This window comes from Aliirhizobium cellulosilyticum (genome assembly GCF_014198105.1).
Lineage (GTDB): Bacteria > Pseudomonadota > Alphaproteobacteria > Rhizobiales > Rhizobiaceae > Neorhizobium > Neorhizobium cellulosilyticum.
Window position 1 is genome coordinate 1,775,789 of the sequence record NZ_JACIGW010000001.1, and the last position, 21,571, is coordinate 1,797,359.

Annotated in this window: 26 protein-coding genes and 2 tRNA genes; 18 read left to right on the forward strand and 10 right to left on the reverse strand. The window is 58.0% G+C overall.

Annotation, left to right across the window (positions count from 1 at the left end):
- Window positions 1-61 precede the first annotated feature (61 nt).
- The 3 genes from GGE33_RS08565 (at window position 62) to GGE33_RS08575 (ending at window position 3,767) form a co-directional block, all read left to right on the forward strand.
- Window positions 62-2,497 (forward strand): hypothetical protein, encoded by a 2,436-nt coding sequence (locus GGE33_RS08565; RefSeq protein ID WP_183822118.1) that lies wholly within the window; start codon window positions 62-64, stop codon window positions 2,495-2,497.
- A gap of 16 nt (window positions 2,498-2,513) precedes the next feature.
- Window positions 2,514-2,717: a hypothetical protein gene (locus tag GGE33_RS08570; protein ID WP_183822120.1), complete on the forward strand. Its 204-nt coding sequence runs from the start codon at window positions 2,514-2,516 to the stop codon at window positions 2,715-2,717.
- A 321-nt stretch (window positions 2,718-3,038) separates the two neighbouring features.
- On the forward strand, window positions 3,039-3,767 hold the full coding sequence (locus GGE33_RS08575) for a DUF6236 family protein (RefSeq protein WP_183822122.1): 729 nt from the start codon (window positions 3,039-3,041) through the stop codon (window positions 3,765-3,767).
- Between the two features lie 19 nt (window positions 3,768-3,786).
- On the opposite strand, the gene GGE33_RS27470 is transcribed toward GGE33_RS08575, so the two are convergent.
- From GGE33_RS27470 to GGE33_RS08590, 3 genes are read right to left on the reverse strand one after another with little or no spacing between them, the layout of a single operon-like run.
- Complete coding sequence (locus GGE33_RS27470) at window positions 3,787-4,341, reverse strand: helix-turn-helix transcriptional regulator (RefSeq protein ID WP_246435759.1); 555 nt, start codon at window positions 4,339-4,341, stop codon at window positions 3,787-3,789.
- Complete coding sequence (locus GGE33_RS08585) at window positions 4,338-4,874, reverse strand: hypothetical protein (protein ID WP_183822124.1); 537 nt, start codon at window positions 4,872-4,874, stop codon at window positions 4,338-4,340. Before GGE33_RS08585 ends, GGE33_RS27470 begins: the two co-directional genes overlap by 4 nt.
- Complete coding sequence (locus tag GGE33_RS08590; RefSeq protein WP_183822126.1) at window positions 4,871-5,134, reverse strand: helix-turn-helix domain-containing protein; 264 nt, start codon at window positions 5,132-5,134, stop codon at window positions 4,871-4,873. Before GGE33_RS08590 ends, GGE33_RS08585 begins: the two co-directional genes overlap by 4 nt.
- 69 nt (window positions 5,135-5,203) lie before the next feature.
- Here GGE33_RS08590 and GGE33_RS08595 point away from each other — a divergent pair, with 69 nt between their 5' ends.
- The 3 genes from GGE33_RS08595 to GGE33_RS08605 all read left to right on the forward strand — a co-directional run bounded on the left by GGE33_RS08595 (window position 5,204) and on the right by GGE33_RS08605 (window position 5,875).
- On the forward strand, window positions 5,204-5,614 hold the full coding sequence (locus GGE33_RS08595) for a hypothetical protein (RefSeq protein WP_183822128.1): 411 nt from the start codon (window positions 5,204-5,206) through the stop codon (window positions 5,612-5,614).
- A complete protein-coding gene (locus GGE33_RS08600; RefSeq protein WP_183822130.1) occupies window positions 5,611-5,808 on the forward strand; it encodes a hypothetical protein in 198 nt (65 codons plus the stop codon). The genes GGE33_RS08595 and GGE33_RS08600 overlap by 4 nt, the downstream gene beginning before the upstream one ends.
- Window positions 5,799-5,875 (forward strand) — tRNA-Arg (locus GGE33_RS08605). Before GGE33_RS08600 ends, GGE33_RS08605 begins: the two co-directional genes overlap by 10 nt.
- Before the next feature lie 147 nt (window positions 5,876-6,022).
- Here GGE33_RS08605 and GGE33_RS08610 read toward each other — a convergent pair.
- A tRNA-Asn gene (locus GGE33_RS08610) sits at window positions 6,023-6,097 on the reverse strand.
- Window positions 6,098-6,250: 153 nt separating this feature from the next.
- On the opposite strand from GGE33_RS08610, the gene GGE33_RS08615 reads away from it, so the two are divergent.
- Together GGE33_RS08615 and GGE33_RS08620 are read left to right on the forward strand one after the other, a co-directional pair.
- Complete coding sequence (locus GGE33_RS08615; protein WP_183822457.1) at window positions 6,251-6,574, forward strand: hypothetical protein; 324 nt, start codon at window positions 6,251-6,253, stop codon at window positions 6,572-6,574.
- A 172-nt stretch (window positions 6,575-6,746) separates the two neighbouring features.
- Window positions 6,747-6,989 carry a DUF982 domain-containing protein gene (locus GGE33_RS08620; protein WP_183822132.1) on the forward strand — a complete coding sequence of 81 codons (243 nt, stop codon included), beginning with the start codon at window positions 6,747-6,749 and terminating at the stop codon, window positions 6,987-6,989.
- Between the two features lie 88 nt (window positions 6,990-7,077).
- Here the strand turns inward: GGE33_RS08620 and GGE33_RS08625 are convergent, their stop codons facing one another.
- Entirely contained in the window at window positions 7,078-7,722 is a 645-nt protein-coding gene (locus tag GGE33_RS08625; RefSeq protein WP_148146392.1) for a ChrR family anti-sigma-E factor, read from the reverse strand.
- Window positions 7,723-7,957: 235 nt separating this feature from the next.
- Between GGE33_RS08625 and GGE33_RS08630 the strand changes: the two genes are divergently transcribed.
- The 5 genes from GGE33_RS08630 to GGE33_RS08650 all read left to right on the forward strand — a co-directional run bounded on the left by GGE33_RS08630 (window position 7,958) and on the right by GGE33_RS08650 (window position 11,777).
- Window positions 7,958-8,995: a cysteine synthase A gene (locus GGE33_RS08630; protein ID WP_183822133.1), complete on the forward strand. Its 1,038-nt coding sequence runs from the start codon at window positions 7,958-7,960 to the stop codon at window positions 8,993-8,995.
- A 22-nt stretch (window positions 8,996-9,017) separates the two neighbouring features.
- Window positions 9,018-9,755 carry an alanyl-tRNA editing protein gene (locus GGE33_RS08635; RefSeq protein ID WP_183822135.1) on the forward strand — a complete coding sequence of 246 codons (738 nt, stop codon included), beginning with the start codon at window positions 9,018-9,020 and terminating at the stop codon, window positions 9,753-9,755.
- A 21-nt stretch (window positions 9,756-9,776) separates the two neighbouring features.
- Window positions 9,777-10,652, forward strand: a complete 876-nt coding sequence (gene sseA / locus GGE33_RS08640; protein ID WP_183822137.1) for a 3-mercaptopyruvate sulfurtransferase — start codon at window positions 9,777-9,779, stop codon at window positions 10,650-10,652.
- A 15-nt stretch (window positions 10,653-10,667) separates the two neighbouring features.
- Window positions 10,668-11,225 (forward strand): GNAT family N-acetyltransferase, encoded by a 558-nt coding sequence (locus GGE33_RS08645; RefSeq protein ID WP_183822139.1) that lies wholly within the window; start codon window positions 10,668-10,670, stop codon window positions 11,223-11,225.
- Between the two features lie 81 nt (window positions 11,226-11,306).
- Complete coding sequence (locus tag GGE33_RS08650; protein ID WP_183822142.1) at window positions 11,307-11,777, forward strand: DUF1203 domain-containing protein; 471 nt, start codon at window positions 11,307-11,309, stop codon at window positions 11,775-11,777.
- 87 nt (window positions 11,778-11,864) lie between these two features.
- Here the strand turns inward: GGE33_RS08650 and GGE33_RS08655 are convergent, their stop codons facing one another.
- Window positions 11,865-12,575 (reverse strand): PadR family transcriptional regulator, encoded by a 711-nt coding sequence (locus GGE33_RS08655; RefSeq protein WP_183822144.1) that lies wholly within the window; start codon window positions 12,573-12,575, stop codon window positions 11,865-11,867.
- 161 nt (window positions 12,576-12,736) lie between these two features.
- Entirely contained in the window at window positions 12,737-13,855 is a 1,119-nt protein-coding gene (ald, locus tag GGE33_RS08660; RefSeq protein ID WP_183822146.1) for an alanine dehydrogenase, read from the reverse strand.
- A 157-nt stretch (window positions 13,856-14,012) separates the two neighbouring features.
- Here ald and GGE33_RS08665 point away from each other — a divergent pair, with 157 nt between their 5' ends.
- Both GGE33_RS08665 and GGE33_RS08670 read left to right on the forward strand, forming a co-directional pair.
- Window positions 14,013-14,474 (forward strand): Lrp/AsnC family transcriptional regulator, encoded by a 462-nt coding sequence (locus GGE33_RS08665; protein WP_148146384.1) that lies wholly within the window; start codon window positions 14,013-14,015, stop codon window positions 14,472-14,474.
- Between the two features lie 64 nt (window positions 14,475-14,538).
- Window positions 14,539-15,291, forward strand: coding sequence for a pYEATS domain-containing protein (locus GGE33_RS08670; protein WP_183822148.1), 753 nt, complete (start codon window positions 14,539-14,541; stop codon window positions 15,289-15,291).
- 15 nt (window positions 15,292-15,306) lie between these two features.
- On the opposite strand, the gene GGE33_RS08675 is transcribed toward GGE33_RS08670, so the two are convergent.
- Window positions 15,307-16,140 carry a DMT family transporter gene (locus GGE33_RS08675; RefSeq protein ID WP_183822150.1) on the reverse strand — a complete coding sequence of 278 codons (834 nt, stop codon included), beginning with the start codon at window positions 16,138-16,140 and terminating at the stop codon, window positions 15,307-15,309.
- Between the two features lie 220 nt (window positions 16,141-16,360).
- Here GGE33_RS08675 and GGE33_RS08680 point away from each other — a divergent pair, with 220 nt between their 5' ends.
- The 3 genes from GGE33_RS08680 to GGE33_RS08690 all read left to right on the forward strand — a co-directional run bounded on the left by GGE33_RS08680 (window position 16,361) and on the right by GGE33_RS08690 (window position 19,708).
- Entirely contained in the window at window positions 16,361-16,699 is a 339-nt protein-coding gene (locus GGE33_RS08680; protein ID WP_148146381.1) for a PilZ domain-containing protein, read from the forward strand.
- Window positions 16,700-16,794: 95 nt separating this feature from the next.
- Window positions 16,795-18,783, forward strand: coding sequence for a bifunctional 2',3'-cyclic-nucleotide 2'-phosphodiesterase/3'-nucleotidase (locus GGE33_RS08685; RefSeq protein WP_183822153.1), 1,989 nt, complete (start codon window positions 16,795-16,797; stop codon window positions 18,781-18,783).
- A gap of 88 nt (window positions 18,784-18,871) precedes the next feature.
- A complete protein-coding gene (locus GGE33_RS08690; RefSeq protein ID WP_183822155.1) occupies window positions 18,872-19,708 on the forward strand; it encodes a PhzF family phenazine biosynthesis protein in 837 nt (278 codons plus the stop codon).
- A gap of 3 nt (window positions 19,709-19,711) precedes the next feature.
- On the opposite strand, the gene GGE33_RS08695 is transcribed toward GGE33_RS08690, so the two are convergent.
- Window positions 19,712-20,320, reverse strand: a complete 609-nt coding sequence (locus GGE33_RS08695) for a DUF2087 domain-containing protein (RefSeq protein ID WP_183822157.1) — start codon at window positions 20,318-20,320, stop codon at window positions 19,712-19,714.
- Between the two features lie 202 nt (window positions 20,321-20,522).
- Window positions 20,523-21,506, reverse strand: coding sequence for a LysR family transcriptional regulator (locus tag GGE33_RS08700; protein WP_183822159.1), 984 nt, complete (start codon window positions 21,504-21,506; stop codon window positions 20,523-20,525).
- Window positions 21,507-21,571 lie beyond the last annotated feature (65 nt).

A 21,571-nucleotide genomic window follows, 5' to 3' on the forward strand; every position in this document is an offset into this window, starting at 1 on the left:
CCCAACTCATCCAATCATTCGCACTGGCCGCGCGCCGGAGCGCTTCCGTATGGGAGATTTCATGCCAGAATTGGCAAATACGATTTGGGCCGATGGCCCATCCAGCATGCCCACGCAGCCCCAGAAGTCGCAGATCCGCAGCTGGGGTACGTGGATCGAGCAGATCATCGCTGCATTCACGTCGAATGGCGGCCTGATCTACTCTTCGCTGGCGCTCCTCAATGCAGATCTTTCCAAGCCGGCCAACTCTATGGCTTGGGTTTTCGGCGACTCCGTCGCCGCAAATAACGGAGTCTATGGCAAGGTCGGCGCTTCGGGCTCTGGTTCGTGGACGCGTCGATCTGACCTACCGTTCAGCTTTATCGTAGCCTCTGACGTTGGAGCAGGAACGCCTAACGCAATCATGGCGACGACGGCCATCCCGGTTTCGCAGTCTGCGCTCGTGTGGCTGCAGGTTGCACAGACCAATACAGGATCCCCGGTTGTAGTTAGCTTCAACGGCGGTGGGCCGCTCGTGTTGAAAACCAACACCGGCAACGATCCTGCGACGGGCGGAATAGTCGCAGGCATGGTCGTGCTTGGCATCGTCTCCGGGGCAACGTTTAGGCTAGTGAGCGATCAAGCCTCTAGTGCGATCGTCGCCGCTGCGGAGGCAGCTGCTGCGGAGGCTCAGGCGGCTGCCGCCAGCGTCAACATCAAAAACGTTGCGACGCGGGCTCAGGTCAGAGCTCTCAACGCTTCGGTCTCGACGCTGGCTTTTCACAACGAGGGCGGGCGAAAAGGCCAGTTTCGTTGGACGGTTGGTGATTTCACCGCCCGCGTCGCATCGGACACCGAAGGCGCCGTATATCTCGAGGCTGACGACGTTTCAGCCAGCGCCGGGTCGTGGGTTCGTGATTTCGACGGTGGCGTCGATATCCGTTGGTTTGGTGGAGTAGCTGACAATGGAGCTACCGACAATGCTGCATCATTCGTTGCGGCCGCGGCGATAGGCACGCAGATCTACATCCCCGAAGGCATCTTCAGAGTTAACGCCACCGCGGCAAATTTCGATACGATCATGACGCTCGCTGGCAGATGCTATGGACCCGGTGTGATCGAGGTTTTATGTGGCACAGGCTTCTACCCAGCGACCAACTACTATGGCTTCGTGAGCGCGTTGCCGCTCAACCTGAACCTTCGCGGTGAGAACGGTAGCGGCACCTTGACAGCCGCAAGCATCACCTTTGCGGGCACGGCTGGAAACCACACAGCAGCGATCACATTTCCATCGCTACCGGTCGGGATCGCTGTTGGGCAGTTGCTCTCGCTTGTCCCCACGACCGTCGTCGACAAGCGAACCAGCCAATGCCTCCTCGCAGGCGCGAACAAGATCACAAGCATTGTAGGCAATGTTGTCACGGTCTCAATCTCCTACCACGGGACGATCACCGCGAAGATGCCGACTATTGTCGGATCGGTGAGTTTCACGGGCTCTTGGCGGCTGAATAAGTCGATCATCACCTACGCAGGTTCGCGTACCCCGATCTACGTGCAAAACCAGTTTGCTCGCATCAACATCACCGACGTTGGACTGACCGGGCCTTATACCAGCGGCGCGTTCGTCAACACGTCTGGCATAACCGTTGGCTGGATCGACGAGGACCGACACTATGTGAAAGATCAGTTACGTCTCTCCGGCGTCAGCATAAACGGGTTTGCCTCTGGCGTTCTTGGGCAGGGTGCGCGTACATTCCTGGGGGACCTTCGTGGCTCGAACTGCCTGTCTCTCCTGGCCGGGCGACGCCAATCGCAATTCTACGCGACCGCGATCTTTGTCGGGGCCTGCGGCGGGGATGCTGTTTCACTCACTGACAATTCGGAGATTTTTGTTTCGGCGGAGGTCATGTCTTGCGGCAATAGCGGGCGTGGTGTCTGGGCATTCGGCGGTGACTTCAACTGCCCGGGTGTTGTTCATGTCGGATATAATCTCGGTGCTGGAGGCTATGCAAAAGCTGGAGCCAACTTCATCGCCGGTGCAACGTCGTGTGCTTTTCGAAACAACGACATCGGCTGGGGAAATGAAAACGGTAAGATGCATGTCGATGACACGGTTTCAGAGTACAATCTGAAGACCGGTTTCGAGTGCGGAATGGGGCATACCAGCGCCCAGAGAATTGTCTCCCGATACAATGAGAATGGCCTCTATTCTCTGGTGGGCGGCACGATCTTCGCAGACGATTGCGATGTCTACGGCAACTCACAAAGCGGTGCTGCCAGTGCCGAGCTGAGTATGGTCCGCGCCTATCGCGGTAAGTTCCATGACAACACTCTCGATGGCGTTTCCATCATTGGGAACTCCCACTTCCGCGGTGACTCCGTGCAGATCAACAACAATGGCAGATACGGCGTCAACGGGATGCTGAACAGCACCTCTAGAACGCCCGGCGTGACCGGGTCGGGTAACGCCTCCGGTAACACGTTCTTCGACCCCACCAGCAGCGGAACGGTTTGGTAAAAGGAAGGATCAGACTATGCAAATCGGCGACAAAGTTATGTGCGGATCGATCACCCCGAGCCCTAGTTCGGGGAATCTAACGCTTGGTGCTGAGTACGAAGTTTCTGGCGTCACGCCCTCCCGTGATGGCGAGAAGATCTCACTGGTCGATATCGACGGGCTTTTCGAAGCGCTGGATTTTCGGCAAGTCACAACGGTTGAGGCTGCATCAGTGCTCTGATCAATAATACATCGAGGGCGCCGGCCGAAGCCGACGCCCATTTTTTTGGAGGGGCTCTTTGGAAACAACTACAATTTGGCACGGTCCATCTGCATTAGTCGGCGCCCTCGCCGCTCTGTGCTGGACGGGTTCGATGAATTGGATGTGGTTGCCGTTTGTGATCTTGATCTTGGTTGCCGATAGAATCAGACTGCGACTGCGCTGACATCGAAAGTTCAATGATTCGGGGGAAATATGCGGGGCTTAGTTGTAACACCAAGTGTGCAAATCGGTCCTGGTACTCAGTTCGCTATGGGTCGACACGACGATCAGTTACTTCGCATGTGGCTTCTTTATTGGGATAAACTCGCGAACCCCACGCAATCAAACTTTGTCGTCGGGCTTCCGAGGGAATACGAATTTCTTGAAACGGCGGGAATATTCTCCAACCACTTCGTCGATCATTTCGGAGGAACTGGTCCGGACGTATTCAGAGAAACTAGCTTGGAGCTTTTTGATAGGCTTGAAGAGCACGATATATCGCCTTGGGCGGTGTACGGAATATTAGATCCCGAAGATAAGATGGACGTGAAGGACGGACGAATTCTGCGTGTCGCACTAATGTCCGCGTTGCCCATTCCAAACCAAGACGTTCCGCTCGATGACATACTTACCTTTCGCGATAGACGCTCTGCAGAACGTGAAGCCCTCATGGCTCATATCGACGATGTCTATCAGTCTGTCGTGAATGCCCCTGATCGTCCACTGGCAGAGCACACGGCGTTAAAGCGCTTAGCCTCCGGTGCAAAGGATCAGGTGGACGCAATTCATGAATCCAGGATTCCGTTTCGCCTTATGGATTTAGCTTCTGACTTCAATCTCGTTGCCGGCGTTGCTGCAGCGGCTGGATCGTTAGCAATCGGAGCGACGTGGCCAGTTGCGCTGGGCAATAGTCTTGTGGCCGGCGGAAGCATCACAATCGGAAAGATTGCGGGCATCGGGCAGAAGAAGAAAAACGATACCCCATTTCGATATGTGGGGCTCTATCATGACGAGGTCTTTAAACCATAAGGTGAAGAGGCCTGCGCGCTTAATCTGGCGAAAGCGCCCGCCATTTCTTGATGCGGGCGGCCTCTGCAACGCCTTCCTCGGTTAGTGAATATCGGAAGGCATTCTTTTCTGTGCCGACCAATCTGGCGGCACCGGCGGCGATGAGCTCGTCGAGAAGCACCTGCCCTGCCCCTGGTATCGAGGCAGCTGTGTCGCACTCTGGATGTGTCGCCATGAAAATCAGCGCGGTTTCGATCTTGCCGCTCAAGCCCAGCTGCGGCTTGTATTTTGCTCTGCGTTTTTCCTTGTCGGCACGCCAGACGGCGATGTCGGTGCCGTGCGCAGAAGACGACCGACTACGTTTTCCGCCGCCATTTTCGCGCATCCACTTCTCGTAGGGATCGTCTTTTTCGGCGGTGGCAAGCCCGCTGATTTCGTCAAGCTTGGCGTCAATGGCGCGCCTATCCCACTTGCGAGTTCCAGCGATGGCAGGCGGCATCTTATGCGTCGCCACCCACATGGAAAACGGGGATTCGGCGATGCCGAGGTAAGCAGCAGCTTCCTTGCGACCAATTAGGCGGGGGCCGTCAGTCATGGCCGAGACTTTCCGCCATAATACTCCGCCAGACGTCTTGCCTCATCTTTGCCGGCCTCTGTAACCACCCAGGTCGGATCGCCGTCCTGGTCTTTCTTGCCAGGCCTCAGGGCGCCCTTCTCAACCAGCACATTCATTGTGTGAGTACTGGCATTGGGAACAGCTAGGTGCGACCGCACGTCGGGATGCTCTGCCATAAACACCAGCGCGTTCTGGCTACGGGTATCGAGGCCGAGTTGCGGCTTCTTTTTCGCGCTACGCCGTTTGGTGTTATCCCACGCGCTCCAGTCCTCCTTGCCGTCGGGTCCGCCAATCGCGGTCCCCGATCCGATCCCCCAATATTGGGAGTAGAACCTTGCTACCAGAGGCACTGGGCGGCCATCGTGAAGCGGATCGCGAAGAGGAAATCCCTGCCGCTCTAGCATCGGGATGACAGCCTTCGTGTAATAGGACGCCCTCTCTTTCCCAACCACGGCAATGGCTATTTCGCGGTCGGTGGCGAAGAGCGGGAGGTTAGCCAGGGCGTCGTTCATGGATGCCGATCGCGAAGGCGGACGCCGGGGCCGCCTGTCGACGAGTATTCCCCATCGAAGAACTCCGCACCCGCAAGCGCTAGCGCATCGACTATCTTCTGGATCGTATCAGGTCTTCCGCCCAGATCACCATCACCGGCCTCAAGCCGCTTGATCGTCGGTTCCGAAATATCTGATGCTTTTGCTAGGTCGGCCTGTGACCAGCCAAGGAGCGCGCGCGCCGCCTTCACCTGACGAATTGATACTTTTAGTATTGACACATAATCGCTCCGTGATATTGATACTATTAGTATCAAACCTATCGGACACATGCAACGGAGCGCTCCGAAATGAAGCGAGACATGGTTACCAACGGGCTAACGGCAGAGGCTATAGCAGCAGTCGCGGTAAGCGCCATGCACCAGTGGCAGCATGCGGATCAGAATCATCGCGACACTGAAAGAGAGATTTCCGCTGAACGAATTTCCCAGCTCGAAACGGAGGCGTCATATTACACCTCCACCACACCCGAAGCAGCACTCTATCAGTTGGGTGTAGCGCGCTCGCATGCGGACACTCTCGTCGCAAACTACGTCGACGACCTTGAAGGCGTGAACCTCTATCGCAACCTTGAACGCCTTCTCATCCAGATCACTCGATACATCGAGGCCACAAGCGGCGTGACGCGTGAACACGCAGGCCTCCTCTATTACTCCGATCCACGGAACGACGGGCATGTGTTCGTGGAGGCCAGCCGATGAACGCGACCGACAAACTCCAGGCGGCAGTTAGGGCACTAGGCATCGAAATCCGTATCATGTCCGCCCTTGTCGCATACGCCGAGGAAGCTGGCAGCGACACCGAGATTGAGAGCTGGCAGGCCTACCGTGTGTCGGAGGCATTCGACGAGCTGCATGTTCTCGTGAGCCAGCCCTCGAACAAAATGACCCCTTAGCTCAGCTGGATAGAGCACCTGCCTTCTAAGCAGGTTGTCGCAGGTTCGATTCCTGCAGGGGTCGCCATTTTCGCTGTCACCACCGGCCAAGCCGCTCGATCCTCACCAGATTGGGCGGTCTTTTATTTTCGCCGTTCAAAAGTGGGGAGGGAAAGTGGGAAAGAAAAAGCCTGCTTCCATTTATCCAATGAAAACAGGCTCTTATCTTTGAAACTGGCTCCCCGGGCCGGATTCGAACCGGCGACCTGTCGATTAACAGTCGAATGCTCTACCGCTGAGCTACCAGGGAACACCGCGTCGCGGCGTGTGCGGCGGGTAATACGCATGCTTTTCCGATTTGCCAAGCGCTTTTTTACAAAAAAATGAAATTCCTTGTTTAATCCCCAACCTGTCCCCATCTCACAGGCAGATATCTCATGAAATCAAAGGGTTTTTCGACTGGATGGCATCGACACCGCATAAACGGCATTTCGGCATAGATCCTCGTAGCGGCAAACTGGCGCTCGGCACATGGCGTATTCCTATGCCGAGATCACGCGTCGGACGCATTGGCCTAGGCTCTGCCTTGATGGTGGGAGGGACGCTCGGATTTCTCCCGGTACTCGGTTTCTGGATGCTGCCGCTCGGCTTCATCGTGCTGTCGAACGACATCGCGTTTATTCGGCGCAGGCGCCGCCGTTTGGTGATCTGGTGGTCGCGGCGCAAACGAGGCTCAAAAGCCGACGCCGATATGAAGCAGAGCACGCGTCGGTCGAATAATCCATGACCGCTGCAACTTCTCCAATGCGGCTAGTGGAGCAGGTGTTTTCCAAGCATGCGGGCTTATGCGGCAACTTGGCCTAACGAGCGCAGCCTAAACGGGAAAAAAATCGTAGCCGCAACAGGGCGCTGGGTGTAGGTTCACTATTGTTCGGGGCTGAGCACTGGGAGGATCGTTCATGCCGCATGAAAATTGGCAAAAGCCGGTTCAAGTCGCATTCGGAAATCATGGGACAGAGATGATCAGCAGCCCTTCGGAGGCTTTGATGGTGCTGACCGATCGCTGGCCGGATCTGCGAGGGCCACATTTCGTCAAGGCAAGAAGCTGCTGCCGCGCAGCTCTCGACGGGCGTCGCACGCCCGAGGAGGCCCGGCAGGAGTTCGAAAACGCGGTGAGCGAGGCACAGCTTCACGTCAATTGAGATTGCCTTACTGACTTTTACGAGGTCAGATTGCGGTCACCCGTCGGGTGGCCGCATTTTTTGGCTGCGGCCATGCATCAGCTTAGCATTACATGCCCAAGATATCGCCCAGCATCCTGAAGGTCGGCCCGCTCAAGGTGATGGGCGCCAGCAGAACCGAAAAGCACAGGCAAGGACTATCGGACGCCGCGACGGGTCGATGAATGATGGTCTCGTCGGCAACGGAAACATCACCCTGCGAAAACGCACCTCGATGATCGTAAAACTGCCCCTGCAAGACAAGTGTCAGCTCGAGTCCTTTATGGTGATGATGCGGCAATGCGCGGCCGGGCCTTGCCCATAAAAGACTTGCCTCCATCCCCGACGACTTCTCGATCACATGTTGCTTGAGGCCCGGAAGCTTGGTCTTCCACGGAACATCGTCGAGATTTCTTCCAGCGTAGGAACGCAGATAATGCGGCAGCGAATCGCCTTGCCTTGCCATTGCAGGCGGCACGTCGATTTCCGGCCTCGATTGCAGGATCGCTTTCAACCGGCTTTCGGACGACGACAACTCGCTCGGCTCGGCATCTTCCAGGCTTTGTCCGGCAAGAATTTCCAGTTCGCCTGCCAACCGTCCCGATGACGGCTGCATCTCCAGATGAGAGCCCACGAGGATATGCGCCGGCTCCGGCAGGCAACCGGCGACGTAGTGAGCAACAAGCAGATCTAGCCGTTCCAGGTTCAGCAACATGTCTGTTGTCAAATTTAGAGGCCTATCGGCACAACGTAAAGATGGTAGATTTTAGGGGTACGTCTAATCGGATCACAAAATCGCGCGCATGCTTTCCGACGCGGTTTTGCGTAACCTGTCGCGAGGCAGCAGAGCTTTTCCTATCAACCGAGAGGTCGAGAACGGATTTTCTTGCACGCAAACGCTTGTCCGTGGAAAAGACGCTGATTAAATCAGCCAAAAAAGGCGCTTCATCATGGTTTCCTATCCCAACGTCATCGACATCATCGGCAACACCCCGCTCATCCGATTGAAGGATGCGTCGGAAAAGACCGGCTGCGAGATCCTCGGCAAGGCAGAATTTCTCAATCCGGGCCAATCGGTGAAGGACAGGGCTGCCCTGTTCATCATCCGCGATGCCGAGCGGAGGGGCTTGCTGAAACCAGGCGGTGTGATCGTCGAGGGCACGGCCGGCAATACCGGCATCGGCCTGACGCTGGTTGCCAAGGCGCTCGGATATCGGACGGTTATCGTCATTCCCGAGACCCAGAGCCAGGAGAAGAAGGATGCCCTGCGGCTGCTCGGCGCGGAACTGGTCGAGGTTCCGGCGGTTCCCTATCGCAACCCCAACAATTACGTGAAGGTCTCGGGCCGGCTTGCAGAGCAGCTCGCCAAGACAGAGCCCGCAGGTGCGATTTGGGCAAACCAGTTCGACAATGTCGCCAACCGTCAGGCCCATATTGAAACCACGGCACCAGAAATCTGGGAACAGACCGGCGGCAAGGTGGACGGGTTCATCTGCTCGGTCGGCTCAGGCGGCACGCTGGTCGGCACGGCCATGGGCCTGAAAGCCAAGAATGCCGACATCAAGATCGGCATTGCCGATCCCGAAGGTGCGGCACTCTATGAATATTACGCCCATGGCGAGCTGAAGTCGGAAGGCAATTCGATCACCGAAGGCATCGGCCAAGGCCGGATCACCGCCAATCTCGAAGGGTTCACCCCGGACTTCTCCTATCGCATCCCGGACGCGGAAGCCCTGCCCTATATTTTCGATCTGGTCGAGACAGAAGGTCTTTGCCTCGGCGGTTCCTCCGGGATCAACATTGCCGGCGCTATCCGGCTTGCCCAGGACCTCGGACCGGGACATACGATCGTCACGGTGCTCTGCGACTATGGCAACCGTTATCAGTCCAAGCTGTTCAACCCTGACTTCCTGAAGTCGAAAGGCCTGCCGCTGCCGAAATGGCTGACGCAGAAGCGGCAGATATCCGTGCCCTTCGAGACGGCCTGATCACGACATCTGCGAGCATCCCATGTCTTCCCAACTGCTTTATCGCGACGACTTTTATCTGACCACGACAGAGGCCGTCGTGACATCCGCGCATGACGATGGCGGGATCGAGTTCGATCGAACCTGTTTTTACGCGACCTCCGGCGGCCAGCCGGGCGACACCGGTTTTCTCGACCGGGCGGACGGAAGCCGCATTCTGCTCGGCCAGACCCGACATGGGGCGACAAAAGATATCGTCATTCACGTTCCGGTCGAAGGCCAGGCCCAGCTTCTGGTCGGCGAGACGGTTACGCTGTCGATCGACTGGCCGCGCCGTTTCAACCTGATGCGCATGCACACCGCCTGCCATCTGCTTTCGGTCGTCTGCCAGTATCCGATTACCGGGGCTGCCGTCGGCGAGGAGGAATCGCGGGTCGATTTCGACATGACCGACACGATCGACAAGGACGACGTCACGGCAAGGCTGATGGAACTCGTCGATGCGGATCACCCGGTTTACCTGCAATGGATCACCGACGAGGAACTGGCCGCCAATCCGGGCATCGTGAAGTCGAAGAATGTCCGCCCGCCGGTCGGCCTCGGGCGAGTCAGTCTGGTCTGTATCGGCGAAAACTCCACCATTGACAGCCAGCCTTGCGGCGGAACACATGTCGCCAGAACAAGCGAGGTCGGGGCGATCCATATCGCCAGAATAGAAAAGAAGGGCAAGGAGAACCGCCGCTTCCGGATCAGGTTCGGCGAGCCCGAAATACAGGCCTGAAAAGGCCAAGGGAGAAATGGCATGAGCGACGCGATTGAGAGAAAGACGAGCCGTTTCGTGGTCTCGTCGGACTGGCTGGCAAACGAACTGGGGGCGAGCGACCTGAAGGTTATCGATGCCTCCTTCTATCTGCCGGCGCAGGGCCGCAACGCAGATGCCGAATATCTTGCCGGCCATATTCCCGGCGCCATCCGCTTCGATCACGACAAGGTCGCCGATCATTCGACCGGCCTTCCGCACATGGTCCCTGCCCCGGAGTTATTTGCCGAGGCTGTCGGCAAGATGGGCATCAGGGAGACAGACCGGATCGTGGTTTACGATGGCCCCGGCATCTTTTCCGCGCCGCGCGGATGGTGGTTGTTCCGGATCATGGGGGCTGAAAACGTCTTCGTGCTCGATGGTGGGCTGGACGGCTGGAAGGCCGAAGGGCGGCCGCTGGAGACAGAGACCCCGGCGCCTTCGACCACCACATTCAAGACCGATCTGCGCCTCGACAAGGTGATCAATTTTCGCGAAATGCTGTCGATCGTCGTCGACGGCAAGCGGCAGATCGCAGATGCGCGCAGTGCCGGCCGGTTTGCCGCGACAGAGCTTGAAACGCGCCCGGGCTTGCGCTCCGGCCACATGCCGGGCGCCCGCAGCCTTCCTTCCGGCACATTTTCCGTCAACGGCAAGCTGCGCAGCCTGCCGGAGCTGCGTCAGGCGATCGAGGATGCGGGGATCGACTTCGGCCAGCCGGTCGTCACCACCTGCGGATCGGGTATCACCGCCGCGATCATTACGCTGGCGCTGGAATCGCTCGGTCACGAGGACAATGCGCTTTATGACGGGTCCTGGACAGAATGGGGCGGGCGAGACGATGCTCCGGTTGTGACCGGACCGGCAGATGCGCGATAGGCCGGAACAGTTTTCATGGCAAAGAAACCGCTCCCGCTGAAAGTCCGTGTCACTCGGCTCGAAATGACGGCGGCACCTCGCAGCAGTCTGCCGGTGCCGGTCAATGTGCAAACAGCGATCATGCGTTCGCCGGAAATCCCGCTGCATTTCTACCGCTATCTCTACCGGCAAGTGGGGAAGCGATGGCAATGGTATGAGCGGCTGCGGCTGAGCGACGAGGAACTGGCCGCTATCATCCATGGCAAGCCGGTTTCAATCAGCGTGCTTTATGTCGACGGCGCGCCCTCGGGTTTCTTCGAGCTTGCCAAACAGCCGGAAGACGTTGTCGAGCTTTCCTATTTCGGCCTGTTCGAACGGGCTATGGGACTTGGCATCGGCAAGTGGTTTCTGCTGCAGGCGCTTTATGCCGCCTGGCAGGACAATCCGTCGAAGGTGACGGTCACCACCAACAATCTCGACCATCCGCGGGCAATCCAGCTTTACCAGATGATGGGTTTTTCGCCGGTAGGCACCAGCGAAGAGGCGATCGTGCCGATTACGGATGCGGAGCTTCTCAAGGCGCTGGACGGATAAGGGCCAAGGCCGGCAAGAAACGGGTGGCGGTTTTGGCCGAGCACCGCCATCACATGGCTTTTCCAATTCAAGGAGAGGCCAATGTCTACAATTCGCTTTCAAGCCATGCCGACGAAAGAGGCCGAGGCCCTCTGGAACGGCGGCGCCGATGCCTATGAAAACAGGCCCGAAACGATGGTTTCGGATGGTCCGGGCCATCCCTGCCGCCACTGCCTGCAGAACATAGACGAAGGAGAAGGCCTGCTTGTGCTTGCCTATCGGCCCTTTCCCTCGCTGCAGCCTTATGCCGAGACAGGCCCGATCTTCCTGCATGCGAACCCCTGCCCACGTTATGCCTGCGAAGAGGGTTTGCCGCCGATCCTTTCTAGCCCGGACTATATCGTTCGCGGCTACGGCTTCAACGACCGTATCGTTTACGGCAGCGGCGCGGTAACGCCGACCGACACCATTGCCGAACGCGCGGCAAGCCTGTTGGAACGCGACGAAATTGCCTATGTGCATGTGCGCTCGGCCCGCAACAACTGTTATCAGTGCCGGATCGATAGAGCTTAATTCACCAGCCTGTCCTTCAGCACTTTTCCCCGCAAGCGAAGGTTATCCAGAGAGCAACAACTTGTTCTCTGGATTGGTGCCTAAAGGTCAGCTCAAGCCACCGGTATCCTTGTTCCCGTCACGATCGAGATCTTCGGCCATTTGCAGCAGAAGCTTGACGAAATCACCGGCTTTCCTTTCGTCCGTCGCCAGCTTGGCGGCGATGACTTCGCGCAGGTTGAGGAGCGCCGCGTCGACGCTGCGCGGCAGTTCCGGGCCGTGTTCGCGGCGCTGGTGATGTTCGTTGCGTTCCTGCCGCTGCTTGATGCGTTCGGCGAGCTCGGAAAGCCTGCCGAGAATGGTGGAGGCAAAGCTGCGGTTTTCTTCGAGATGGGCCCTGCCCTCTTCGGTGATGGCGTAACGCTTCTTGTTGCCATCGGCTTCAGAGACCACATAACCGGCCTCCTCGAGATAGGTCAGCGTCGGATAGATGACGCCTGGGCTTGGCGCGTAAAAGCCGTAGGTCATGTCCTCGATATGCTTGATGATCTCATAGCCATGGCGCGGTTCCTTTTCGATCAGCGCCAAGACAAGGAGGCGAAGATCGCCCTGCATCAGGAAGCGGCCGATACGACCGTCACCTTCATCACCGAAGCCATGACCGCCGCCCGGGCCACCTCGCCCACCACGGCCGGGACCGCCAAAGCCGCGACCGAATGGGCCGCCGCGCGCGGCAAAGATTTCCTCGAAGCCCTTGCTGCCTCCCCGGCCCCCGTGTTCGCCGCACCGATCGCGGCCATCAAACCTGTGTCCAAACATTTCCGTCTCCTTAGACTGTCTTTCGATATATCTAAAGATAGCCCAATAAACTCACAACGCAAGCCTTTCGATATATCTAAATAATATCGAATTGATTTTACGTGCAAAAAAACGCCGGGCGCTGCTGCACCCGGCGTTCAGACTGGCAGAATTGAGGCAGATCAGGCGACGTTCAGCAGGCTTTCAGGGGCGAAGGCTTCGTAACCGAGTGCTTCGGCAACGGCCCTGTTGGTGACCCGTCCCTTGTGCACGTTTAAGCCGTTGCGCAGATGCCTGTCTTCGGCGATGGCGCGTAAGCCCCGATCGGCGAGAGCGAGGCCATGCTGAAGCGTGGCGTTGTTCAGCGCATGTGCGGACGTGATCGGTACCGCGCCCGGCATGTTGGCGACGCAATAATGCACGATGCCATCAACCTCATAGGTTGGGTCGGAATGGGTAGTGGTATGGGATGTCTCGAAGCAACCGCCCTGATCGATCGCAACGTCAACCATGACCGCGCCCTGCTTCATACCGGACAGCATTTCGCGCGTGACAAGTTTCGGGGCTGCAGCGCCAGGGATGAGCACTGCACCGATGACAAGATCGGCCGAGAAGGTTTCTTCTTCGAGCGCATCGATGGTCGAATAACGGGTATGGACGCGGCCGGCGAAAATATCGTCGAGCTGGCGCAGGCGCGGCAGCGAGCGATCGAGAATGGTTACATCGGCTCCGAGGCCTGCCGCCATCCGGGCAGCATGAAGCCCGACGACGCCGCCTCCGATAACGGTGACCTTGGCAGGCGCAACGCCGGGCACGCCGCCGAGCAGGATACCACGACCGCCATTGGCTTTCTGGAGGGCCGTTGCACCGGCCTGAATTGCCAGCCGACCGGCGACTTCCGACATCGGCGCCAGAAGCGGAAGGCCGCCGCGCTCATCGGTGACCGTTTCATAAGCGACGCCGGTTACGCCGGAGGCGAGCAGGCCCTTGGTCTGTTCCGGATCGGGAGCAAGGTGAAGATAGGTGTAGAGGATCTGGCCCTCACGCAACTGTGCCCACTCTGCCGGCTGCGGCTCCTTGACCTTGACCACCATGTCGGATTTTTCGAAGACATCCTTGGCCGAAGCGACGATTTTTGCGCCAGCCGCCTGATAGGCGGCGTCATCCGCGCCAATACCGGCACCAGCCTTCGTTTCCACGATCACATCATGGCCATGCGCCACATATTCACGCACGGCACCGGGCGTGAGACCGACACGATATTCATGGTTCTTGATTTCCTTCGGGCACCCGACACGCATACAGCATTCCTCTCTTTTATATTGGCTATCGCCAGTTGATTTTTTGCCCGACGAGCACATCAGAAAAGCGACGGAATGTCCTTGCGAAGAGTGATTGCTGCAACCCTGATTTTCGGGGATTATTGCGCCAGATCGTCATTTTTCGGAAGAAACCGCAATGAGCAGCTTTGATGCCATCGATCGTGCGATCATGCGGACATTGCAGGATCACGGGCGAATATCCAACGCGGAACTGGCCGAACGTGTCGGGCTTTCACCATCCGCCTGTTCGCGCCGCCTCGACATTCTGGAAAAAAACGGCACGATCAGCGGCTATCACGCACGCCTTTCCAATGCCGCGCTCGACTACAAGATGATGGTCATCGTCCACATCTCGCTATCGGGCCAGTTCGCCAAAACGCTGACCGAATTCGAAGCCGCGGTGAAATTGTGCCCCAATGTGCTCGTCTGCTATCTGATGTCCGGGGAATATGACTACATCCTGCGCGTCGCGGCCAAGGATCTTGAAGACTACGAGCGTATTCATCGCGACTGGCTCTCGGCTCTACCGCATGTGGTGAAGATCAATTCAAGTTTCGCGCTCCGTGAAATCATCGATAGACCCAATGTCGGCCTATGATTATTTAGGGTTGCATAAATCCAAAATACACCCAATCTTGAAGCGCCATTCAAGGGAGGGGTAGATGAAGCGAAGTTCACTGGAATTAGGCGCGGGTATCGTCAGCATTATTTCCATATTGCTCGTCATCGGAGAGGTGATCGGGTATCAAAGCAGTGACAGTGCAAAGATCGCCACATATCTTGCCATGGCGATCATAGCGTTGCTTGCTCCAAAACTTGCGAGCATTAGTGTCGGCAAAGATGGTCTCGTAGCCTCCCTGGCCGAGAAAGTGGAAGAAAATGGCCAGCGTATCGAGCGGACGAAAAACGTTGCGATCGAGCTCGATGAACAGTTGAACCAGAAGATCTCGCAGATATTCGAGGAGCTTCGACAGCTACGGCAATTTTCCTCCAGTCTCGAAAGCGGCTTTGAGGCTCAGAGTATTTCCACCACCGACAAGCCCGAATTGCCGGCGATCACCGTTGCCAATGATCCGCAGAAACAGCGTTTCGGAGGTCAGGAAACCAATAAGGGGCTGCAGATTGCCGCCATAGTCGAGAAATCTGATGTCGGCGGCGATTGGCAGAAGGTCTCGATCACCGTTCGGGCGACAAAGGACACCATACTTACGGGAGTGGTCGATTTCTTCCTGCATGATAGTTTCCAGCCCAATCAATACCGCGTTCCGGTGACCAAGGGTGAAGCCAAGCTGGTCATCAGAGCCTGGGGAGCCTTCACCGTGGGGGCACTTGCAGGCGAAAAACGCATTCCTCTTGAACTTGATCTGGCAACCAGCCCCAATGTGGTTGCACCTATGAGCTGGAAATCCCGTTAAAGATGGGTCGCGGCGTCACGAAACCCCAATAAGGATGGCGCCGGCGGCAACCACGATGCATGCAAGGATTCGCCTCGGCGTCAGGCGCTCCCCCAGGAACTTCCATCCGATGAGAGCAGCGAACACCACGCTGGTCTCCCTGAGTGCCGATACCGGACCGGCCGGTGCCAATGAATAAGCAACCAGAACAGTGCCGTAAGAGAGAAGCGAGACCAGGCCGCCGCCGATCGCCTTGCGGGTTTCCGGTGAGCGGATATCGATATGCAGAGGCCCACGTATAGCCGTGTAGGCCGCGGAAAGAAGAATGCCCGGAAGAATGAACACCCAGGCAATATAGGCTACTCGTTCTCCTGCCACCCGGATGCCGATGGCATCAAAGGTCGAATAACCCGCGATCGCCACGCCGGTCGCAAGTGCAAACAGCATGGACGTGCCGGATGCCCTCGCCTTGCCGAGCGCCAGCGTCATGATGCCGAGCACGATGCACAGAACGCCGAGCATAGCCAAGGGCTGGAGCACTTCGCCCATCAGGAAGAAAGTGCCAACCGTGACCAGAAGCGGTGCACTGCCACGGATGATCGGATAAACCTGCCCGAGTTCACCATGCCTGTATGCGGCGACGAGCAGAAGGCCGTAGGCGACCTGAAACAGCGAAGAGCCGATGATATAGGGCCATGCATCCGCGACCGGCACGGGAAAGATGAGCACAACCGGAATGGCGGCAACCGTGATGGCAAGGTTCATGACCGTCATCATCCAGAAGCGATCGGCACCCGAACGCAGGAAAGCATTCCAGCTGGCATGAAGAACTGCAGCAAACAAAGCCAGAAGCACGACCGATGTGCTCATCCGGCATCCATTCCGGTCGTGGCAGTATGGCCAAAATATCGAGGCAAATGCAGATCCTCCGCGGCGAGAGAATCAGCTTCTCTCCCTCCTCCATTCGCGCCAGACGCAGGCGGATGTAAAGCGGCGGTTACCCGATCTGTTACAATTTTATGACGCAAACTAAAGGCGTTTCAATTCATGCCAGATATAATCGGGATAAAAGGTCAGGAGGTATCAGGACATGGCAGTGAACAATCTCAACATGAAGGTGCGCTCTGCTCCTCGGCGCAAGGCACGCATTCCCGGAACGCTGAAATATTACGGGCAATCGGTCAATGCTCGCGTCGTCGATATTTCGGCGACCGGTCTGGCGCTAGACCTCGGCGCACCACTCAATGCCTCCATCGGAAGCCCCGTCAGGATTGACAGTGAGGAGCTGGGTGTTCTGGAGGGTATGGTGAAGTGGAGCCATAATGGACGCCTCGGCATCCAGTTTCGCCCCAATACGAACGCAGCAGCACAGGTCGCAGCCTATTTCCGCTTCTTCCATCAGGACATCCAGCCCGTGCTGAAGCGGTAGGCCAGAGAAGGATTATTCCCCCTGTCATTTTGGTGATGCAGGCTCATGCGAATGCGCCTAGTGTTACGCCTTTCGATGACGAATAGGGAGATATCATGCCGTCCTCCACTTTATCCTTTCAGCTCTCGCGCCGTTCGGTTCTCGGTGGGATTGCCGCCTCTTCCGCACTGGTCGCGCTGCATCCTTTCGCCGCGCGAGCGCAGGCCAACCAGGCACATCTTCGGATCATGGAAACGACGGATATCCATGTCCACGTCTTCCCTTACGATTATTACGCCGACAAGCCGAACGACACGCTGGGTCTCGCCCGCACCGCCTCGATCGTCGACGCGATCCGCGCCGAGGCCGGCAATTCGATGCTGATCGACAATGGCGACTTCCTGCAGGGCAATCCGCTTGGCGATTACATTGCTTATGAGCGTGGCATGAAGGAGGGTGACAAGCATCCCGTAATCAGCGCGATGAACGTGCTTGGTTATGACGTCGGGACACTTGGAAACCACGAGTTTAATTATGGCCTAGACTTCCTCAACAAGGTGCTCGCCGGATCGGGCTTTCCATACGTTTGTGCGAATCTAACCAAAGGCATGTTGGCATCCGATGCCAAGAAGGATGAACTTTTCTTCAAGCCCTATGTGATCCTCGAAAAGCAGATCCGTGACGGGTCAGGAGCCACCTCGCCGATCAAGGTCGGGTTCATCGGTTTCGTGCCGCCACAGATCATGGTCTGGGATGCCAAGAACCTCGAAGGCAAGGCGCAGACGCGCGACATCGTCGATGCAGCCAAGGCCTGGGTGCCGCAGATGAAGGAGGAAGGTGCTGATATCGTGATCGCGCTTTCACATTCCGGCATCGACGGTTCCGGCCAGAGCGAGCGGATGGAAAATGCCTCACTCTATCTCGCCGGCATCGAAGGGATCGATGCGATCTTCACCGGGCACCAGCACCTGGTTTTCCCCGGGCCGAAGGATTTTGACGGGATTGCCGGCGCGGATGCCAAGAAGGGCACGTTGATGGGCAAGCCCGCAGTGATGGCCGGCTTCTGGGGCTCGCATATGGGCCTGATCGACCTGCTGCTGGAAAAGGATGGCAACAGCTGGAAGATAATCTCGTCCACGTCGGAAGCACGGCCGATCTACCATCGCGACGAGAACCGCAAGGTGGTCGCCGATGTCAAAGACAAGCCGGAGGTTCTGGCCGCGGCCAAGGCCGAACATGAGGCGACGCTCGCCTATGTGCGCAGACCTGTCGGCAAGACCTCGGCACCGCTCTATTCCTATTTCGCGCTGGTGGCCGACGATCCTTCGGTGCAGATCGTCTCGAATGCGCAGAGCTGGTATATCAAGCAGATGCTGAAGGATGGCCAGTACAAGGACTATCCGGTGCTTTCGGCTGCGGCACCATTCAAGGCCGGCGGACGTGGCGGTGCCGAATATTATACCGACGTGCCGACCGGTGATATCGCGATCAAGAACGTCGCCGACCTCTATCTCTATCCGAACACGGTTCAGGCGGTACTGATTACCGGCGCGCAGGTGAAAAACTGGCTGGAAATGTCGGCGGGCATGTTCAATCAGGTCAAGGCGGGAGCCAAGGATGCGGCGCTGCTGAACGACGGTTTCCCTTCCTACAATTACGATGTCATCGATGGCGTGACCTACCAGATCGACCTGTCGCAGCAGGTGCGCTTTGACAAGGACGGCAAGCTGATCAATGAAGATGCACACCGCATAACTGACTTGAAGTTTGACGGGAAACCGATTGATCCACTTAAGAAATTCGTCGTCGTGACAAATAATTATCGTGCTGGTGGTGGCGGCAAGTTCCCGGAAATTGCCGGTGATAAGGTGATCTTCGTCGCGCCCGATACCAACCGTGACGTGATCGTGCGCTATATCGTAGAACAGGGGACGATCAACCCGACGGCCGACGGCAACTGGTCCTTCAAGCCGTTGCCGGGAACGACGGCGGTGTTCGAGAGCGGACCGAAGGGGCGCCATTTCGCCGGCGAGATCAAAGGGGCAAAAATCGAGGATGCCGGCGACGGTGAAAACGGTTTTGCGAAGTTCCGGCTGGTGCTGTGAGGCGATCAGCCACCTGGCAAATCATTTGCGGAATCAAACGGCAGCTGAAAGGCTGCCGTTTTCGTTTCAACCGGATGCAGTGATCCCTATGCCAAGCTTTTCCTTCCAGCAGGTCGATGTCTTTTCCAGCCAGCCGATGCGCGGCAACCCGCTTGCGGTCGTCATCGGCGCAGATGCGCTCGATGACGCGCATATGCAGGCCTTTGCCAACTGGACCAATCTCAGCGAAACGACCTTTCTTTTGGAGCCGACAACGGCGGAGGCGCATTACCGTGTGCGGATCTTTACGCCGACACAGGAGCTGCCGTTTGCAGGACATCCGACGCTCGGTAGTGCACATGTGTGGCTGAGCCAGGCGGCGAATGCGCCTCAGGGCGAGATCGTTCAGGAATGCGGCGCCGGGCTGGTGCGGATCCGCCGCGATGGCCAGAGGCTTGCCTTTGCCGCACCACCGCTCGTGCGAAGCGGCCCGGTGGAGCCGGCATTGATCGAGAGGATAGCCAAGGGGCTCGGCATCCCGGTCTCGATGATCGAGGACGCCAACTGGGTCGAGAACGGCCCGGACTGGATCGGCGTGCGCCTGCCTGCGCGCGCAGATGTGCTGGCGGTCAGGCCGGACTATTCTATTCTTGCAGGTGTGCGGGTCGGGCTGGTCGGCCGTTTCGATCCGCAATCGGATGGTGAAGACGCGCAGTTCGAAGTGCGCGCCTTTACCCGTAACGGCTACGAGGACCCGGTGACGGGAAGCCTGAATGCCGGGCTTGCACAATGGCTGATCGGCTCCGGAATTGCGCCGGAAAGCTATGTCGCTGCGCAAGGCACGGTGCTCGGCCGCGCCGGCCGGGTGCATGTCGACAAGGCCGGCGACGACATCTGGGTCGGCGGCGAGGTCGCGACATGCATTTCGGGCACGCTGACGCTATGACGGTCAGGCCGGGCTTGCCGTTTGCGGCAAGCCGGCCGCCGGTCCCTGCCGGGTCGGGGTTTTCACCAGCAAGGTTGCGACCTTGCGCAGGAGAAGCCCTAGTTCCGGTGGCGGCTTTTTCTCGATGCGGCGATAATCGCTCCCGTCACGATTGCGGGTGACGAGGCCGAGATCGAAGAGATCTCTTCTTAGCAATGCGGCATCCTCGAAAAGGTGCTGTCCGTTCAGGAATACGCTGATCTCCCGTTCGGAAAACATTCTTCCGCGCGGGATCTTCGACCAGAGGAACCAGAGGCAAAGCTCCTGCTGCGAGCGTTTTCCCGGCCAGCGGATGATACGCCCGTCCCGGTCGAAGACGCGAAGCGTGTGCATGACACGACGTTCATTTGCCTGCGGTTCCGGCTCGGCCGTGGTGTGGCTCATCTCGGCGGGATCGGCGCTATCGGCCGTTGCGCGAAAATGCTGGTAATTGCGGAAACCCGCGGCGCGGCTCAGGAGATTGAGCATCTCCACATGGGTCGGCTTGTGATCGAGCCTGTCGATCTGGTCTCGCAGGGATTTGGCGAAGGCCGACATATCTGACACGGCCATCGGAAAGATGGTTCTGGGCATGGCTTATCCTTTAAAGCGTGCCGGTCCGTCTGGTATGTCGCTGGTCACCGTCTTGTCGACTTCGGCACAGGATAAGTGCTGATATCTGAATGTGCAGGTTTAGCTTCCCATAAGGGACGGCGACGCCTCGGTGAACTGCTGACCGTGATGCGATCTATATCAAGATCAGCCCGACGCGGTCAATCGCACGGATTGCGCCGGCCTACTCCGCCGCCTCGGGATAGGCAGGCACATCGATGGGCTTGTCGATATCGGCGCGGAGCAGGGTGGTGAAATGCTGCTTGTTCGGGCAGGTCGAAAGCCTGCGGGCGAAGCTCTCGATCAGCCATTGGCCGGCAGGACCGGGCGGGCTTGCCGTCCTGCGCAGCGCATAAAGCGGGTATTCGCCCTGCTCGTAGGCTTCGATATCGAGAACGACGAGATTGCCGTCACGCACATCATCACGCACCAGCGACGCCGGCAAGCCGCCCCAGCCGAGCCCACCCTTGACGAGATGATGCTTGGTGGCGATGTCGCTGACCCGCCAGATCTTGTAGGAGAGAACGTTGAAATCGCGACCGGCAGTGATGCCCGATGCGTCGGTGACGACGAGCTGCGTCTCCTCACGAACATCGGCAAGCGTCAGCGGTCGCCCGAGCTTGGCCAGCGGGTGGTCGGCGGCAGCGACCGGTAGCAGGAAAGCGTGGCCGATCTTTTCCGCGATAAGCGAATCGTCCTGTTTCAACAGCGCCCCGCCAATGCCGATATCCGCCTTGCCGTTCATGACAAGGTTCATCACCATGCCGAGTTCGCCGACATTTAGGTTGAGCGCGACGGTCGGGAATTCGATCCTGAATTCCTTGAGTTCGGCAACAAGCGCGTCGGCCGGAACCATGACGCTGATCGCCAGCGTGATTTCCGCCTCAAGCCCCTGCCGGATACCCTTGGCGCGCGAGCGCATGACCTGCAGGTCGGCAACAATCCGGCGAGCATCGGCCAGCATCGCCCTACCCGCTTCGGTGAGTTTTGGCTGGCGTGCACCGCTGCGCTCGAAAAGCGTGACTTCAAGCTGGGCTTCCAGATTGCCGATCGTGTAGCTGACCACGGATTGCGCCCGGTTGAGCGAGCGGGCCGCGGCCGAAAAGCTTCCCGTTTCCGCAACGGCGATGAAGACCTGCAACTGGTCGAGGGTCGGATTTGCATCCATGAGAGCTATCCAGATATTCGATAAGAACCTTCGATATTATCCCCGTTTTATCGATGTCGGTCCAG